At 72.9% G+C, this 14,089-nt stretch carries 16 protein-coding genes; 6 read left to right on the forward strand and 10 right to left on the reverse strand.

Annotated elements, in window-relative coordinates:
• Positions 1-90: 90 nt before the first annotated feature.
• The gene (locus tag ACIQFX_RS03540) at positions 91-849 is read right to left on the reverse strand and encodes a hypothetical protein (protein ID WP_402458604.1); all 759 of its coding nucleotides are present in this window, start codon (positions 847-849) and stop codon (positions 91-93) included.
• A gap of 293 nt (positions 850-1,142) precedes the next feature.
• Between ACIQFX_RS03540 and ACIQFX_RS03545 the strand changes: the two genes are divergently transcribed.
• The 3 genes from ACIQFX_RS03545 to ACIQFX_RS03555 are packed head-to-tail and all read left to right on the forward strand — an operon-like array spanning position 1,143 to position 4,181.
• The gene (locus tag ACIQFX_RS03545) at positions 1,143-2,426 is read left to right on the forward strand and encodes a magnesium transporter MgtE N-terminal domain-containing protein (RefSeq protein ID WP_402458606.1); all 1,284 of its coding nucleotides are present in this window, start codon (positions 1,143-1,145) and stop codon (positions 2,424-2,426) included.
• Complete coding sequence (locus ACIQFX_RS03550) at positions 2,416-3,003, forward strand: DUF1003 domain-containing protein (RefSeq protein ID WP_402458608.1); 588 nt, start codon at positions 2,416-2,418, stop codon at positions 3,001-3,003. Before ACIQFX_RS03545 ends, ACIQFX_RS03550 begins: the two co-directional genes overlap by 11 nt.
• 44 nt (positions 3,004-3,047) lie before the next feature.
• Positions 3,048-4,181: an Mrp/NBP35 family ATP-binding protein gene (locus tag ACIQFX_RS03555; RefSeq protein WP_362573767.1), complete on the forward strand. Its 1,134-nt coding sequence runs from the start codon at positions 3,048-3,050 to the stop codon at positions 4,179-4,181.
• A 96-nt stretch (positions 4,182-4,277) separates the two neighbouring features.
• Here ACIQFX_RS03555 and ACIQFX_RS03560 read toward each other — a convergent pair whose 3' ends face one another.
• The 5 genes from ACIQFX_RS03560 to sigE all read right to left on the reverse strand — a co-directional run bounded on the left by ACIQFX_RS03560 (position 4,278) and on the right by sigE (position 9,035).
• On the reverse strand, positions 4,278-4,904 hold the full coding sequence (locus ACIQFX_RS03560; protein WP_402458609.1) for a hypothetical protein: 627 nt from the start codon (positions 4,902-4,904) through the stop codon (positions 4,278-4,280).
• A gap of 74 nt (positions 4,905-4,978) precedes the next feature.
• Entirely contained in the window at positions 4,979-5,422 is a 444-nt protein-coding gene (locus ACIQFX_RS03565; RefSeq protein ID WP_402458611.1) for a sec-independent translocase, read from the reverse strand.
• Positions 5,423-5,513: 91 nt separating this feature from the next.
• Positions 5,514-7,298, reverse strand: coding sequence for a trypsin-like peptidase domain-containing protein (locus ACIQFX_RS03570; RefSeq protein WP_402458612.1), 1,785 nt, complete (start codon positions 7,296-7,298; stop codon positions 5,514-5,516).
• A gap of 76 nt (positions 7,299-7,374) precedes the next feature.
• Positions 7,375-8,280 (reverse strand): zf-HC2 domain-containing protein, encoded by a 906-nt coding sequence (locus ACIQFX_RS03575; protein WP_402458614.1) that lies wholly within the window; start codon positions 8,278-8,280, stop codon positions 7,375-7,377.
• Positions 8,277-9,035 carry an RNA polymerase sigma factor SigE gene (sigE, locus tag ACIQFX_RS03580; protein WP_384102658.1) on the reverse strand — a complete coding sequence of 253 codons (759 nt, stop codon included), beginning with the start codon at positions 9,033-9,035 and terminating at the stop codon, positions 8,277-8,279. Before sigE ends, ACIQFX_RS03575 begins: the two co-directional genes overlap by 4 nt.
• A gap of 141 nt (positions 9,036-9,176) precedes the next feature.
• Between sigE and ACIQFX_RS03585 the strand changes: the two genes are divergently transcribed.
• Positions 9,177-9,842, forward strand: coding sequence for an O-methyltransferase (locus tag ACIQFX_RS03585; RefSeq protein ID WP_402458617.1), 666 nt, complete (start codon positions 9,177-9,179; stop codon positions 9,840-9,842).
• A gap of 184 nt (positions 9,843-10,026) precedes the next feature.
• Here the strand turns inward: ACIQFX_RS03585 and ACIQFX_RS03590 are convergent, their stop codons facing one another.
• Positions 10,027-10,194, reverse strand: coding sequence for a DUF3117 domain-containing protein (locus ACIQFX_RS03590; RefSeq protein ID WP_017239934.1), 168 nt, complete (start codon positions 10,192-10,194; stop codon positions 10,027-10,029).
• Positions 10,195-10,506: 312 nt separating this feature from the next.
• On the opposite strand from ACIQFX_RS03590, the gene ACIQFX_RS03595 reads away from it, so the two are divergent.
• The gene (locus tag ACIQFX_RS03595) at positions 10,507-11,310 is read left to right on the forward strand and encodes an enoyl-CoA hydratase/isomerase family protein (RefSeq protein WP_402458619.1); all 804 of its coding nucleotides are present in this window, start codon (positions 10,507-10,509) and stop codon (positions 11,308-11,310) included.
• Between the two features lie 84 nt (positions 11,311-11,394).
• Here the strand turns inward: ACIQFX_RS03595 and ACIQFX_RS03600 are convergent, their stop codons facing one another.
• The gene (locus tag ACIQFX_RS03600; protein ID WP_402458621.1) at positions 11,395-12,003 is read right to left on the reverse strand and encodes a DNA-3-methyladenine glycosylase I; all 609 of its coding nucleotides are present in this window, start codon (positions 12,001-12,003) and stop codon (positions 11,395-11,397) included.
• Positions 12,000-12,326, reverse strand: coding sequence for a hypothetical protein (locus ACIQFX_RS03605; protein WP_402458623.1), 327 nt, complete (start codon positions 12,324-12,326; stop codon positions 12,000-12,002). The genes ACIQFX_RS03600 and ACIQFX_RS03605 overlap by 4 nt, the downstream gene beginning before the upstream one ends.
• 103 nt (positions 12,327-12,429) lie before the next feature.
• On the opposite strand from ACIQFX_RS03605, the gene folP reads away from it, so the two are divergent.
• On the forward strand, positions 12,430-13,290 hold the full coding sequence (folP, locus tag ACIQFX_RS03610; protein WP_402458625.1) for a dihydropteroate synthase: 861 nt from the start codon (positions 12,430-12,432) through the stop codon (positions 13,288-13,290).
• Between the two features lie 42 nt (positions 13,291-13,332).
• Here folP and ACIQFX_RS03615 read toward each other — a convergent pair whose 3' ends face one another.
• A complete protein-coding gene (locus ACIQFX_RS03615) occupies positions 13,333-14,082 on the reverse strand; it encodes a TIGR00730 family Rossman fold protein (RefSeq protein ID WP_362573742.1) in 750 nt (249 codons plus the stop codon).
• Between the last annotated feature and the right edge of the window lie 7 nt (positions 14,083-14,089).

Raw genomic sequence — 14,089 nt, forward strand, 5'->3', positions numbered from 1 at the left:
CTCAAGATCCTATAGCGCGAATCGCCGCCACCATGTCACCGCATGTCACCCAACAGGCCGCCGACCCGGCGAACCTTACCGGTCAAAGCACTAGGTCCGGGGCAGCTGCTTGCCGTAGTCGAGGGTCTCCTCCGTCGAGGGCTCGGCGAGGGGGAAGTCGCGGTTCCATTCGGAGAGCACGACGACGCCCCCGCCGCCGCCGCGGGCGAACTGGAGGGGGTAGGGGTCGCCTTCGAGGGCCACGTCGAGGGTGCCGCCGTCGCCGTCCTCGCCGCCCTTGACCTTGACCGTGCGAACGCCGCCGATCTGGTCGCGGTCGCCCTTGACGGCCCCGCCGTGGAGGGTGATCAGGCCGTCGAGGAGCGGGCCCATGTCGGTGAAGCCGCGCAGCTGCTTGTACGAGGGGTCGCCCTGGGGCACCTTCACGTACATGTCGTCGAGCTTGTCGGCGGCCTCGGTGTCCGCCTCCGTGGGCGCCTCGTCCGCCTTGTCGTCGTGGGCCCAGAAGCCCGCGTCGGCCTTCAGGTAGAGGGCGTCGCCGACGCGCAGCAGCTCGAAGGTGCTGTTCTTGGTGGTCACCGAGCCGGTCGCGCCGCCCTGTTTCAGGCGCATGTTCAGCTTGAAGGTGCCGCCCTTGCTGACCAGCGTGCCGGACAGGCGTACCGCCGTGGCCTTGTCCGCCGCCGTCTGCGCCTTGCGCTCGATCTCGGGCGCGGCGAGCTTCCCGACCCCGTTCGTCCCCTCGTCCGGGTCGGCCGCGCAGGCCGTGAGCCCCACCGTCAGTCCGGCGCAGAGCGCCAGGGGCGTGACCGCCCTGCGGATACGCGATGACGGGGTGCGGACGGTCATCTGCGCTGCCTCTCGTTTCGTGGGGGGGCGACGGGCCCTGGCCCGTACGGGGTGCCGGCGGGCGGCCGCGCTCCCGACCGGGCGGAACGGCCGGGTCCGGTGCGGGGGCCGATGGGGGGGACGGCAGACCGCAGCGTACCCGGGCCAGGTGACGGACCCCGCAGGCAGCCGTACGGAGGCACTGCCAGGGCGGGCCGGAACGGCACGGGCTAGCCTGAACCCGGCAAAGCTCTGCAATCACCGGCAAAGCTCTGCGACGACTCGAATCGTGCGGCACCGAGGAGGCGCGTGGCATGGCGGCAGGCGCCCCCCGGATCTTCGTCTCCCACCTCGCGGGGGTCCCCGTCTTCGACCCCGTCGGCGACCAGGTCGGCCGCGTCAGCGACCTGGTGGCCATGCTGCGGGTGGGCCGCAGGCCGCCCCGGCTGCTCGGCATGGTCGTGGAGGTGCTGAGCCGCCGCCGGGTCTTCGTGCCGATGACCCGGATCACGGGCGTCCAGTCGGGTCAGGTCATCACCACCGGCGTGGTCAACATGCGCCGCTTCGAGCGGCGCCCCACCGAGCGGCTCGTCCTGGGCGAGCTCCTCGACCGGCGCGTCCGGCTCGTCGGGAGCGACGGGCAGGAGGGCGAGGAGGTCACCGTCCTCGACGTCGCCATCCAGCAGCTGCCCGCCCGCCGCGACTGGGAGATCGACAAGGTCTTCGTCCGCAAGGGCAAGGGCGGGGTGCTGAGCCGCAAGGGCGAGACGCTGACCGTCGAGTGGTCGGCCGTCACCGGCTTCTCCCTGGAGGAGCACGGGCAGGGCGCCGAGAACCTGGTCGCCACCTTCGAGAAGCTGCGCCCCGCCGACCTGGCCAACGCGCTGCACCACCTCTCCCCCAAGCGGCGCGCCGAGGTCGCGGCGGCCCTCGACGACGACCGGCTCGCCGACGTCCTCGAAGAGCTGCCCGAGGACGACCAGGTCGAGATCATCGGCAAGCTGAAGGAGGAGCGCGCGGCCGACGTCCTGGAGGCGATGGACCCGGACGACGCGGCCGACCTGCTGTCCGAGCTGCCGGAGGAGGACCAGGAGCGGCTGCTCACCCTGATGCAGCCGGACGACGCCGCCGACGTGCGCCGGCTCCTGGCGTACGAGGAGCGCACGGCGGGCGGCCTGATGACGACCGAGCCGATCGTGCTGCGCCCCGACGCGACCGTGGCGGACGCGCTGGCCCGGGTCCGGCAGCAGGACCTGTCGCCGGCGCTCGCGGCGCAGGTGTACGTGTGCCGGCCGCCGGACGAGACGCCGACCGGCAAGTACCTGGGCACGGTGCACTTCCAGCGGCTGCTGCGCGACCCGCCGTTCACCCTGGTCAGCTCGCTGGTGGACAGCGATCTGCCGCCGCTCGGCCCGGACACCCCGCTGCCGGCCGTGACCAGCTACCTCGCCGCGTACAACATGGTGGCGGCGCCGGTGGTCGACGAGAGCGGCTCGCTGCTCGGCGCGGTCACCGTCGACGACGTGCTCGACCACCTGCTGCCGGAGGACTGGCGGGAGACCGAGTTCCACGAGGAGGGGGCCCCGCATGGCCGCTGAGCGGACGCAGGACCGGGACCGCGAGCGGGAGCGGGAGCGGGAGCGGGACCGTGAGCGGCCGTCGCCCCGCATCCGGCTCGACCTGCCGCGCGAGCGGCGGGCCAGGCTGCTGCCGGAGTACGACCCCGAGGCGTTCGGGCGGCTGTCGGAGCGGATCGCCCGGTTCCTGGGGACGGGGCGCTTCCTGGTCTGGATGACCCTGACGGTCGTCGTCTGGATCGGGTGGAACGTCTTCGCGCCGGCGTCGCTGCGGTTCGACGAGTACCCGTTCATCTTCCTGACGCTCGCGCTGTCCCTGCAGGCCTCGTACGCGGCACCGCTGATCCTGCTCGCCCAGAACCGCCAGGACGACCGGGACCGGGTCAATCTGGAGCAGGACCGGAAGCAGAACGAGCGGTCGATCGCGGACACCGAGTACCTGACGCGGGAGATCGCGGCGCTGCGGATGGGCCTCGGCGAGGTCGCGACCCGTGACTGGATCCGGTCGGAGCTCCAGGACCTGATCAAGGAGCTCGAGGAGCACCGGGATCTATTCCCGTCGGGCGACGGTAGGGGAAGTGACGTACCCGACCGTTGACAGGGCTTTCATGGGCCGGTGGTCGGCGCCGTACCATCGTCGGTATGGCTACGGAAGACGCGGTGCTCGAAGCACTGGCGACGGTGAACGACCCTGAGATCAACAAGCCGATCACTGAACTCGGCATGGTCAAGTCGGTGGAGATCGAACCGGACGGCAGGGTCGCCGTCACGGTGTACCTGACGGTCTCCGGCTGCCCGATGCGCGACACCATCACGCAGCGCGTGACCGAGGCCGTCTCCCGGGTCGAGGGCGTCACGGGCGTCGACGTCTCGCTGGACGTGATGAGCGACGAGCAGCGCAAGGAGCTGGCGGCGGCGCTGCGCGGCACGGGCGCCGAGCGCGAGGTGCCGTTCGCGAAGCCCGGCTCGCTGACCCGGGTGTACGCGGTGGCCTCCGGCAAGGGCGGCGTCGGCAAGTCGTCCGTCACCGTGAACCTGGCCGCGGCGATGGCCGCCGACGGTCTCAAGGTCGGTGTCGTCGACGCCGACATCTACGGCCACAGCGTGCCGCGGATGCTGGGTGCGGACGGCCGTCCGACCCAGGTCGAGAACATGATCATGCCGCCGTCCGCGAACGGCGTGAAGGTCATCTCCATCGGCATGTTCACCCCGGGCAACGCCCCGGTCGTGTGGCGCGGCCCGATGCTGCACCGCGCGCTCCAGCAGTTCCTCGCGGACGTGTACTGGGGCGACCTGGACGTCCTGCTGCTCGACCTGCCGCCGGGCACCGGCGACATCGCGATCTCGGTCGCGCAGCTGGTGCCGAACGCGGAGATCCTCGTCGTCACCACCCCGCAGCAGGCCGCCGCCGAGGTCGCCGAGCGGGCCGGCTCGATCGCCGTGCAGACCCACCAGAAGATCGTCGGCGTCGTCGAGAACATGGCGGGCCTGCCCTGTCCGCACTGCGACGAGATGGTCGACGTGTTCGGCACCGGCGGTGGCCAGAAGGTCGCGGACGGCCTGACGCAGACCACGGGCGCGACGGTCCCGGTCCTCGGCTCGATCCCGATCGACGTGCGGCTCCGCGAGGGCGGCGACGACGGCAAGCCGGTCGTCCTCTCCGACCCCGACTCCCCGGCGGGCGCCGCCCTGCGCGCCATCGCCGGCAAGCTGGGCGGCCGTCAGCGCGGCCTCTCGGGCATGAGCCTGGGCATCACGCCCCGCAACAAGTTCTAGGTCCCGTCGGCCGGCTTCCGGCCGTACGACGAAGGGGGCGCCCCGGTTCCGGGGCGCCCCCTTCGTCATGCCGTCAGGCGTCGGGCGTCATGCCCGTCACGCGTAGGCGTCGAGGTCCTTGATCTGCGAGAACCCGAGCCCGTACGCGCTCATCCCCCGCCCGTACGCCCCGATGTGGACCCCGGGGGCGGACCCCGCGAGGACCCAGCCGAACTCCGACTCCCGGTAGTGGAACGGCACCGGCACGCCGTCCACCGGCAGCGACAGCGTCGACCAGGCGGGACCGGTGAGGTCGTCGGCGAGTTCGAAGGCCGTCTCGGTCTGCTGGTCCAGCCAGTTGTCGCGCGTCGCGTGGTCGAGCGACGCGGGCCAGGTGTGGACGAGCAGTCCGGCCCCGGCCAGCCAGGCGGCGGACGAGACCGTGGTGGCGTCGAGGACGCCCGTGCCGTCGCCGGTGCGCCGCACCGGGCTCGCCGCGACCGTCACGACGACGGCGAAGCGCTCCTTCTCCACACCGCTCGCGTCCGACTTCACGGACGGCGTGTCACCGTGCCCGGTCGATCCGTGCTGCACGCTGCCGTCCGCCGCCGTGCCGACCTGCATCAGCCGGCGGGGGCCGGTGAACGCCTCGTCGAGGCCGTACCAGGCGAAGGACGCGCTCAGGTAGGCCTCGGCGGTCCGACGGGCCGTGGGCACGCCCTCCGCCCGACTCGTGGTCTCCATCTCGGCCGCCTCCTCGTTCCGTCAACAGAGGGAGGATAGCCACCAGGACGCGTCGGGGCGGTGACAGCCCGTCGTCAGGTCGCGTCGGAGTCGTACGGCGGACGCTCGCCGGTGTCCGGCTTGTCCTGCTTCTTGAGGAGGTCCGGAGTGCCGTTGACCGAGGAGCCGTTGACCGCTGCGGGCGCGCTCGCGCGGCCGTGGACGGCGTCGGCGACCTCGTTCATCTCCTTCTTGAGGTCGAAGCTGCCCCGCAGCTCCTTGAGCTCGCGCAGGTCGTCGTTCTGCTCGATCTGCTTGCGGAGGAACGTCTTGGGGTTGAGGTCCTCGAACTCGAAGTCCTTGAACTCCGGCCCCAGCTCGCTGCGGATGTCCTCCTTCGCGCTGTCCGAGAAGTCACGGACCTTCCGGATGAAACGCGAGACGTCCTGGATCACCTTCGGGAGCTTCTCCGGCCCGAAGACGAGCACGGCGAGCACCACAAGGGCCACCAGCTCGAGTGCGCCTATGTCGCTGAACACCTAGTAGCTCCTTCACGCCGGTCCAGGGCCCGGTCCACGGTACCCGCCGAAACCACCCCACGGGTACCTTGCGGCGTCCATCACATGGCCCTCAGGTGCCCTGCGACGAGCCCAGGGTCAACGTCTTTGTCAGCTCTTTGCCGTTGCGGGTCAGGGTGAGTTCCAGCTCGTCGCCGGGGCGGTGGGCGCGGATCTTCACGATGAGCTCCTCGCCGTTGTGCACCCGCTGGCCGTCGACCTTGGTGATGACGTCTCCCGGTCGCAGCCCCGCCTTGGCGGCCGGACCGCCCGCGGTGACGGAGGCGGAGCCGTCCTTGCCCTTCTCGCCGACGCGGGCGCCGTCGCCGTTGAACTGCATGTCGAGGCTCACACCGATGACGGGGTGGGTCGCCTTGCCCGTGTTGATGAGCTCCTCGGCGACGCGCTTGCCCTGGTTGACCGGTATGGCGAAGCCGAGGCCGATGGAGCCGGGCTGGCTCGCGCCGGCGCCCTCGCCCTCGCCGGAGCCGCCGCCGGCGGCGCGGATCGCGCTGTTGATGCCGATGACCCGGGCCTTGGAGTCGAGGAGCGGGCCGCCGGAGTTGCCGGGGTTGATGGGCGCGTCGGTCTGGAGCGCGTCGACGTAGCTGACGTCGCTGCCGTCGCCCTTCTCGCCGCCGGCGGTGATCGGGCGCTCCTTGGCGCTGATGATGCCGGAGGTGACCGTGTTGGAGAGGTCGAAGGGGGCGCCGATGGCGACGACGGGGTCGCCGACCCGGACGTTGTCGGAGTTGCCGAGCGGCAGGGGCTTGAGGCCGGAGACGCCGGTGACCTGGACGACGGCCAGGTCGTAGCCGGCGTCCTTGCCGATGAGCTTGGCGCGGGCCGTCTCGCCGCTGGAGAAGGTGACCGAGATGTCCTCGGAGGACTCGGCCCCGTCGACGACGTGGTTGTTGGTGAGGATGTGGCCCTTGGTGTCCAGGACGAAGCCGGTGCCGGTGCCGGAGGAGCCGTTGCCCCGGACGTGCAGGGTGACCACGCCGGGCAGGGCGCTCGCGGCGATCCCGGCGACGCTGTCCGGAGCGCGGTCGGTGTCGCCGGCCTCGGCCTGCGGCAGCTCGACGGTGGTGAGGCCGCCGTTGCGCTCGACGTACGCGCCGATCCCGCCGCCGACGACACCGGTGATCAGGGCGAAGACGAGGGCGCCCGCGACCGCGAGGCCCTTGCGGGACTTCTTCGCGGGCGCCGGCTCGAAGGCGAACCCGGGGCCGCCGGCCCCCCACGGGTCGTACTGCACCCAGGGCGAACCGCCGCCCTGCGGCGGCACGGGCCCCTGCGGGTGCGGCTGCGGGTGCGGGTGCGGCGCCGTCGGCGGCACGGCCGCCTGCTGCTGCGGCGGTACGGGGGCCGGCGGGCGCTGTACGGGCGGTGCGGGCGCCCACGGCCCCGGCTCCCCGTAGGGCGGCGTGCGGTACTCGTCGGGGGCGTGCAGCGGCTGCGGCGCCGCGGGCCGGTCCTCGTCCGCCGCGGGTACGGCGGCGGGCGCGGTCGGCGCCGCGTCGGCGTCGGCCGCCGGTGCGGACTTCGTCAGCTCGACGGCCGGCGCGGGCTCCGACCCGGGCGACGGGGCCTGCGCAGCGGGAGTCCCCGCCGGGAGGGGCTCGGCCCTGAGGGGCTGCGGCTCCTGCACCGCGAACCCGGCCGCCGGCGCCGTCTCCGTCAGGTCGGCGGCCGCCGGGGGCTCGGCCGGGACGGCCGGGTCGGGCGCCGCGGACGGCTGGGGTGCGGGCAGGGGAAAGTCACCGTCGCCGTCCTCGGCCGGCGGCGGCGTGGATATCCGCGCCGCCTCCGGATCGTTCGACGGCCGGCTCCACCAGTTCGGCTTCCCGTTGTCCATGCTCTCCCCGCAACCGCTGACCCGTCCGCGCCCCTGGGTCGGGCGCCCGTGTCCCTGGATTCAACCAGGTCTCGGGTCAGCGCCGGGCGACGAGCGGTACGGCCGTCGACGTCGGCCCCTTGGCGGAGTCGGGCGCGAAGGCCAGCCGGAGGGCCGGAGCGGTCGGCCGTACGAACGGCGACAGGGCGAGGAGCGACTGCGTGTCCGGGTTCCGGACCCCCACGGCCACCAGAGGTGCGGCCTCGACGCGCACCGCGCCCGGGGGCACCGTCGCGACGGGCCCGTGGGGCACGCCCGCGGGGGGCGCCGGGGTCAGCGGGCCGGTGTCCACGGACTGGGCGCCGTAGCGCTCGCCGGAGCGCGTACCGCGTGACGAGGGGTTCGCGCTCCCGCCGCCGCCCGTGGTGCCGGAGGCGCGCAGCGGGGTGACCGCGCTGCCGGTGCCCTGGCCGCCTCGTGCGCCCGCGCTCACCGAGGTGTCCATCGGCAGGGTGCCGCCGAGGGCGATGGCGGCGAACGAGACCGCGCTGGCCGCGGCGAAGGCGAAGCGGCGGCCCCGTCCGGACGTCCCGGCGCGGTCGCCGACGTCGTGGATGCGGAAGCCGGTGCCGTCGGCCGCGCCCCGGCCCGGGGTGACGACCGCCGCGGTGGCGAAGCCGTCGGACTTCACTCCGCCGGCGAGCAGCTCTTCGAGGGGCCCTCTGGGGCCGCCCGAGCCGCCGGAACCACCCGGCGGCTCGCCGGGGAGGCCCTGGAGCCGGGCGAGGAAGCCCTCCGAGAGCGGCGGGGGCGCCGCGGAGGCGAAGACGCTCTTGAGGGTGCGCTGGGCGTCGGCCTCCGCCTTGCAGCGGGGGCAGGTCGCGAGGTGTGCGAGGACCCGCTCACGGGCGTCGTGGCCGAGTTCGCCGTCGACGAGCGCGGCCAGCCGGTCCCCCAGGTGGTGTTCCGCGGGGGTCGGCGACGAGGGACGTGTGCCGCTCACGCTGTCCCTGCCTCCCATCCGACGGAGGCCAGGGCACGCTCCGCCCGGGCCTCGGGCGAGCGGTGCTTGAGCGCCTTGCGCAGGTGGGAGCGTCCGCGGTGGATCCGGCTGCGGACGGTGCCGAGCTTCACGCCGAGGGTCGCGGCGATCTCCTCGTACGACAGTCCTTCGATGTCGCAGAGGACGACCGCGGCGCGGAACTCGGGCGCGAGGGTGTCCAGGGCCTGCTGCACGTCGGCGTCGAAGTGCGTGTCGTTGAACACCTGCTGCGGCGAGGGCTCGCGGCTGGGCAGCCTTTCGGCGGCGTCGTCGGCGAGCGCGTCGAAGCGGATGCGCTGCTTGCGGCGCACCATGTCGAGGAAGAGGTTGGTGGTGATGCGGTGGAGCCAGCCCTCGAAGGTGCCCGGCGTGTACGTCGACAGCGAGCGGAAGACGCGGACGAAGACCTCCTGGGTCAGGTCCTCGGCGTCGTGCTGGTTGCCCGTCAGGCGGTAGGCGAGGCGGTAGACCCGGCCGCTGTGCGTGCTGACGATCTCCTCCCAGGTGGGAGGGGTCCACGCCTGCGATTCCGCATCCGATGCGAAGGTCGCGGTGGTGGGAGCGGAGTCGGTGGTGCGGAAACGCTCAGCGGTGTCGGTCACGGATTTCGGCTCACCCGCCGACCTGAGAAGACGCCGAAGCACTCCTCCCCGATCCACAGGCGCAGCCGCACCTCCCCTGTCGGCTCTGGTGGTGTCCAGTGGAGCCCCTACCATAGCCACCTCGCCCGTTAGCTCCGGATAAGAATCTTTACGCGAATTTGGAACCGGCTCCCCGGCTTTCTCCCACCGCGTCTCTCCCCTGGTGAACGCCCGGTCCCATCAGCGGGTTCCCGCTGTCAGCGGATACAGTCACCGTTGCGCCAACTAAGGGGACAGGAGAGGGCCATTACCGCCAACCGGCAGACGAGCTGGTCGTTCGCCGACGCCTTCGTCGCCGAGGACGAGGCTCTGCGCTGGGCCCGGGAGCGGGCCCGGGAGGCAGGGCTGCCCTCGGTGTCCCCCGCCACCGGTGGCGCGCTGCGGGTGCTCGCCGCGACGGCGGACGCCAAGGCGGTGGCGGAGATCGGCACCGGTACGGGCGTGTCGGGCATCTACCTGCTGCACGGGATGCGGCCGGACGGGGTGCTGACGACGGTGGACCTCCAGCCGGAGCGGCAGCAGCTGGCCAAGACGGCGTTCCGGGCGGCGGGCTTCGCGGGCAACCGGGCCCGGTTCATCCCCGGCCGCGCCCTGGACGTCCTGCCGCGGCTCGCGGACGGCGGGTACGACCTGGTGTTCTGCGACGGCGACCGGCTGGAGTACCTGGACTATCTCGCTGAATCGTTGCGCCTGCTGCGACCTGGGGGTCTCGTCTGCTTCGAGGGCGTCTTCGCGGACGGCCGCACGGTCGATTCCGCGGCCCAGCCGCCCGAGGTCCAGCGGATCCGCGAGCTGCTGCGGGCCGCACGCGAGAGCCAGGACCTCATCGCCTCGATCCTCCCGGTCGGCGACGGCCTGCTCTGCGCGGTCCGACGCGGCTGACGCCCCGCACGCCGGGCCCGCACGCCGGGCCGGATCCCCGCCGGCCCCGGCCGCGCCCCCGGCCCTCGGCCCGGGAACCCCTCGCCCCCCGGCCCCTCCCGGGCCCCCTCCCCGGCCGGACGCACCGCTGCCCCGGCACGGCGGACCGTACCGGGGCAGCGGATGGAATGCGTGGAGGGTCGGGTCAGCCGACGACCTTCTTCAGGGCGTCGCCCAGCGCCTCGGCCTCACCCGGGGTCAGCTCGACGACAAGCCGACCGCCGCCTTCGAGCGGTACGCGCATGACGATGCCCCGCCCCTCCTTGGTCACCTCGAGCGGGCCGTCACCCGTCCGCGGCTTCATGGCCGCCATGCTTGTTCCCCTTCCTGAAACCAGCTCATCGTCAGCCGGGCAGCTCCTTGATGCGGAGCACGCGTCACCGGCTTCGAACACATTGCTTCCAGGTCATTATCCCGCATCACAGGACCCGATGACCAACATCGATCTGCATCGCTTGCGCAACGCGCTCTCGCAAAACCCCACAATTCGGCGACCGGCCTGCGATACTTCGCCGCTCGGCGTCCGGTCGGGAACCCCCGTTCTTTGACGCAGCTCACATGTGCGGCGCGGGTGATCTCCGCCATGCTGGGCTGGTCAACCACGCAATGAGGCGAAGGGATCCCGATGGCCGACACGGTGCTGTACGAGGTGAGCGAGGGTCTCGCCACCATCACTCTCAACCGGCCCGAGGCCATGAACGCGATGAACGTGGCCGCGAAAGTCGCCCTCCGGGACGCCGCGGAGACGGCCGCGGCCGACCCCGCCGTTCGGGCGGTGCTGCTCACCGCGGCGGGCGACCGGGCGTTCTGCGTGGGCCAGGACCTGAAGGAGCACGTGGGCCTGCTCCTCGCGGACAAGGAGTCCGGCACGAGCCAGACCATGAACACGGTCCGCGACCACTACAACCCGATCGTCAAGGCGCTCACCGGCATGCGGAAGCCCGTCGTGGCCGCCGTGAACGGTGTCGCGGCGGGCGCCGGCTTCGGCTTCGCGCTGGCGGCGGACTACCGGATCGTCGCCGAGACGGCCGCCTTCAACACCTCCTTCGCGGGCGTCGCGCTCACCGCCGACTCCGGCATGTCCTGGACGCTGCCCCGGCTGATCGGCCCGAGCCGCGCCTCCGACCTGCTGCTCTTCCCGCGCTCGATCAGCGCACAGGAGGCGTACGAGCTCGGCATCGTGAACCGCCTGGTCCCCGCCGCCGACCTCGCCGCCGAGGCCGTGAAGGTGGCCCGCACCCTCGCGGAGGGCCCGACGGTGGCCTACGCGGCGCTCAAGGAGTCCCTCGCGTACGGCGCCGACCACTCGCTCGCCGAGGCCCTGGAGAAGGAGGACGAGCTCCAGACCCTCGCGGGCGCCTCCGAGGACCACACCATCGCGGTCCGCGCCTTCATCGCCAAGGAGAAGCCGCGGTACCTGGGCAGGTGACGTAGCCGCGGAACCGGTTCGTACGACGCCCCGGCGTTCGGGGCCGGGCACGACGCCACCGCCCCCTCCGTCCGCGTCGTACGGTCAGGCGGGGGCGACCGGCCCGGGTCGGCTGCCGCCCCGGGCCACGCACCCCGTCACGTGGTCGTCGACCAGGCCGCACGCCTGCATCAGGGCGTAGGCGGTGGTCGGGCCGATGAAGCGGAGGCCGCGCTTCTTCAGGGCCTTGGAGAGGGCGGTGGACTCGTCGGTGACGGCGGGGACGTCGGCGACCGTGCGGGGGGCGGGGCGGGTCGCCGGGTCGGGGGCGTACGACCAGATGAGGGTGTCGAGTTCGCCCGGGGTCCAGCCGGCGAGGAGCTTCGCGTTGGCGAGGGTGGCGTCGATCTTGGCGCGGTTGCGGATGATGCCCTCGTCGGCGAGGAGGCGCTCGCGGTCGGCCTCGCCGAAGTCGGCGACGGAGGCGATCTCGAAGTCGGCGAAGGCGCGCCGGAAGCCCTCGCGGCGGCGCAGGATGGTGATCCAGGAGAGGCCCGACTGGAAGGCCTCCAGGCAGAGCCGTTCGAAGAGGGCGTCGTCGCCGTGGACCGGGCGGCCCCACTCCTCGTCGTGGTAGGCGACGTAGTCCTCGGTGGACAGGCCCCAGGGGCAGCGGAGCAGGCCGTCGGGGCCGGGGACCGCCTCGCCGGTCACGGCTGGTCGCCTTCGCGGTCCCCGCCGGAGGCGGCGCCGGCGAGCGCCTCCTCCAGCTCGGCGATCCGCGCGTCGCGTTCGGCGAGCTCCGCCCCGAGCCGGACGAGGACGTCGTCGACGTCGGCCATCCGGTAGCCGCGGACGGCGACGGGGAGGCGGAGCGCCTCGACGTCGGCGCGGTCCACCGGGCGGGCCGCCGGGAGGGGGTCGACGAGCTGCTCGGGCGCCACCTCGGGCAGCACCTCGCCCTCGCCGCCGCCGACCACGGCCAGGGTCACCGCGGCCACGACCACGACCATCGTGATGAGCAGAAACCAGAACACCTGCGCGCCTCTCCCCGGAGTGGAATTCGTCCCGTGCCGATCGTGCCATGCGCCACCGGCGGTTAGGGTCACAGGCGAACGGACGCGAGGGAGGACAAAAGGGATGCTGCGCTTGGGACGGCGTGAATTCGGGCCGCACGAGCCGGTGATCATGGCGATCGTGAACCGGACCCCGGACTCGTTCTACGACCAGGGCGCGACGTTCCGGGACGAGCCGGCGCTCGCCCGGGTCGAGCAGGCGGTCGCCGAGGGGGCGGCGATCATCGACATCGGCGGGGTGAAGGCGGGCCCCGGCGAGGAGGTGACGGCCGAGGAGGAGGCGCGGCGCACCGTCGGGTTCGTCGCCGAGGTCCGCAGGCGCCACCCCGACGTGGTGATCAGCGTGGACACCTGGCGGGCCGATGTCGGCGCGGCGGTCTGCGAGGCGGGCGCGGACGTCCTCAACGACGCGTGGGGCGGGGTCGACCCGGGCCTCGCGGAGGTGGCCGCCAAGTACGGCGCCGGCCTCGTCTGCACGCACGCGGGCGGCGCGGAGCCGCGGACCCGGCCGCACCGGGTGGAGTACGACGACGTGATGGCCGACATCCTGCGCGTGACGGTCGGCCTGGCGGAGCGGGCGGCGTCGCTGGGCGTCCGCCGGGACGCGATCATGATCGATCCGGGTCACGACTTCGGGAAGAACACCCGGCACAGCCTGGAGGCGACGCGGCGGCTCGGCGAGATGGCGGAGACGGGCTGGCCGGTGCTCGTGTCCCTGTCGAACAAGGACTTCGTGGGCGAGACGCTGGACCGGCCGGTGAAGGAGCGGGTCCTCGGGACGCTGGCGACGACGGCCGTCTCCGCCTGGCTGGGCGCGCGGGTGTACCGGGTGCACGAGGTCGCGGAGACCCGTCAGGTCCTCGACATGGTGGCGTCCATCGCCGGGCACCGTCCGCCGGCCGCGGCCCGGCGCGGGCTGGCATAGGGCGGGAGGGGGCGCCGGGATCCGGCGCCCCCGGGAGCGGACCTACTTGCCGGTCTCCTTCGTCACCAGCGCGACCGCCTCGTCCACGTCGTCCGTGACGTGGAAGAGGAGCAGGTCGTGTTCGGAGGCCTTGCCGCCGGCGACGACGGAGTCGCGGAGCCAGTCGACGAGGCCCTTCCAGTACTCCGTGCCGAAGAGCACGATCGGGAAGCGGGTGACCTTGCGGGTCTGGACGAGCGTGAGGGCCTCGAAGAGCTCGTCGAGGGTGCCGAGGCCGCCGGGGAGGACGACGAAGCCCTGCGCGTACTTCACGAACATCGTCTTGCGGACGAAGAAGTAGCGGAAGTTCACGCCGATGTCGACGTGCTGGTTGAGCCCCTGTTCGAAGGGGAGCTCGATGCCGAGGCCGACGGAGACGCCCTTGGCCTCCCTGGCGCCCTTGTTGGCCGCCTCCATGGCGCCGGGGCCACCGCCCGTGATGACCGCGAAGCCGGCCTCGACGAGCGCCCGGCCGATCCGTACGCCCGCCTCGTACTCGGGTGAGTCCGGCTTCGTGCGGGCGGAGCCGAAGACGCTGATGGCGCTCGGCAGTTCGGCGAGGGCTCCGAAGCCCTCGACGAACTCGGACTGGATGCGCATGACGCGCCAGGGGTCGGTGTGCACCCACTCCGAGTCGCCCTCGGTGTCGAGCAGCCGCTGGTCCGTCGTCCCCGGCTGGACCTGGTCCCTGCGCCGCAGCACCGGACCGAGACGCTGCTCCTCGGGCTTCGCCATTCCCTCGGGAATGCCCATGGCCTGC

The organism is Streptomyces sp. NPDC093089 (assembly GCF_044754405.1).
GTDB lineage: Bacteria > Actinomycetota > Actinomycetes > Streptomycetales > Streptomycetaceae > Streptomyces.

Bases quoted from the DNA above. Each gene is read 5' to 3' on its own strand.
- ACIQFX_RS03550 (WP_402458608.1), top strand. From the start codon at position 2,416: ATGGCCGCTGAGCGGACGCAGGACCGGGACCGCGAGCGGGAGCGGGAG.
- folP (WP_402458625.1), top strand. From the start codon at position 12,430: ATGCTGCGCTTGGGACGGCGTGAATTCGGGCCGCACGAGCCGGTGATC.
- ACIQFX_RS03615 (WP_362573742.1), bottom strand. From the start codon at position 14,082: ATGGGCATTCCCGAGGGAATGGCGAAGCCCGAGGAGCAGCGTCTCGGT.
- sigE (WP_384102658.1), bottom strand. From the start codon at position 9,035: ATGGTAGGGGCTCCACTGGACACCACCAGAGCCGACAGGGGAGGTGCG.
- ACIQFX_RS03545 (WP_402458606.1), top strand. From the start codon at position 1,143: ATGGCGGCAGGCGCCCCCCGGATCTTCGTCTCCCACCTCGCGGGGGTC.
- ACIQFX_RS03570 (WP_402458612.1), bottom strand. From the start codon at position 7,298: ATGGACAACGGGAAGCCGAACTGGTGGAGCCGGCCGTCGAACGATCCG.
- ACIQFX_RS03590 (WP_017239934.1), bottom strand. From the start codon at position 10,194: ATGGCGGCCATGAAGCCGCGGACGGGTGACGGCCCGCTCGAGGTGACC.
- ACIQFX_RS03555 (WP_362573767.1), top strand. From the start codon at position 3,048: ATGGCTACGGAAGACGCGGTGCTCGAAGCACTGGCGACGGTGAACGAC.
- ACIQFX_RS03560 (WP_402458609.1), bottom strand. From the start codon at position 4,904: ATGGAGACCACGAGTCGGGCGGAGGGCGTGCCCACGGCCCGTCGGACC.
- ACIQFX_RS03595 (WP_402458619.1), top strand. From the start codon at position 10,507: ATGGCCGACACGGTGCTGTACGAGGTGAGCGAGGGTCTCGCCACCATC.
- ACIQFX_RS03540 (WP_402458604.1), bottom strand. From the start codon at position 849: ATGACCGTCCGCACCCCGTCATCGCGTATCCGCAGGGCGGTCACGCCC.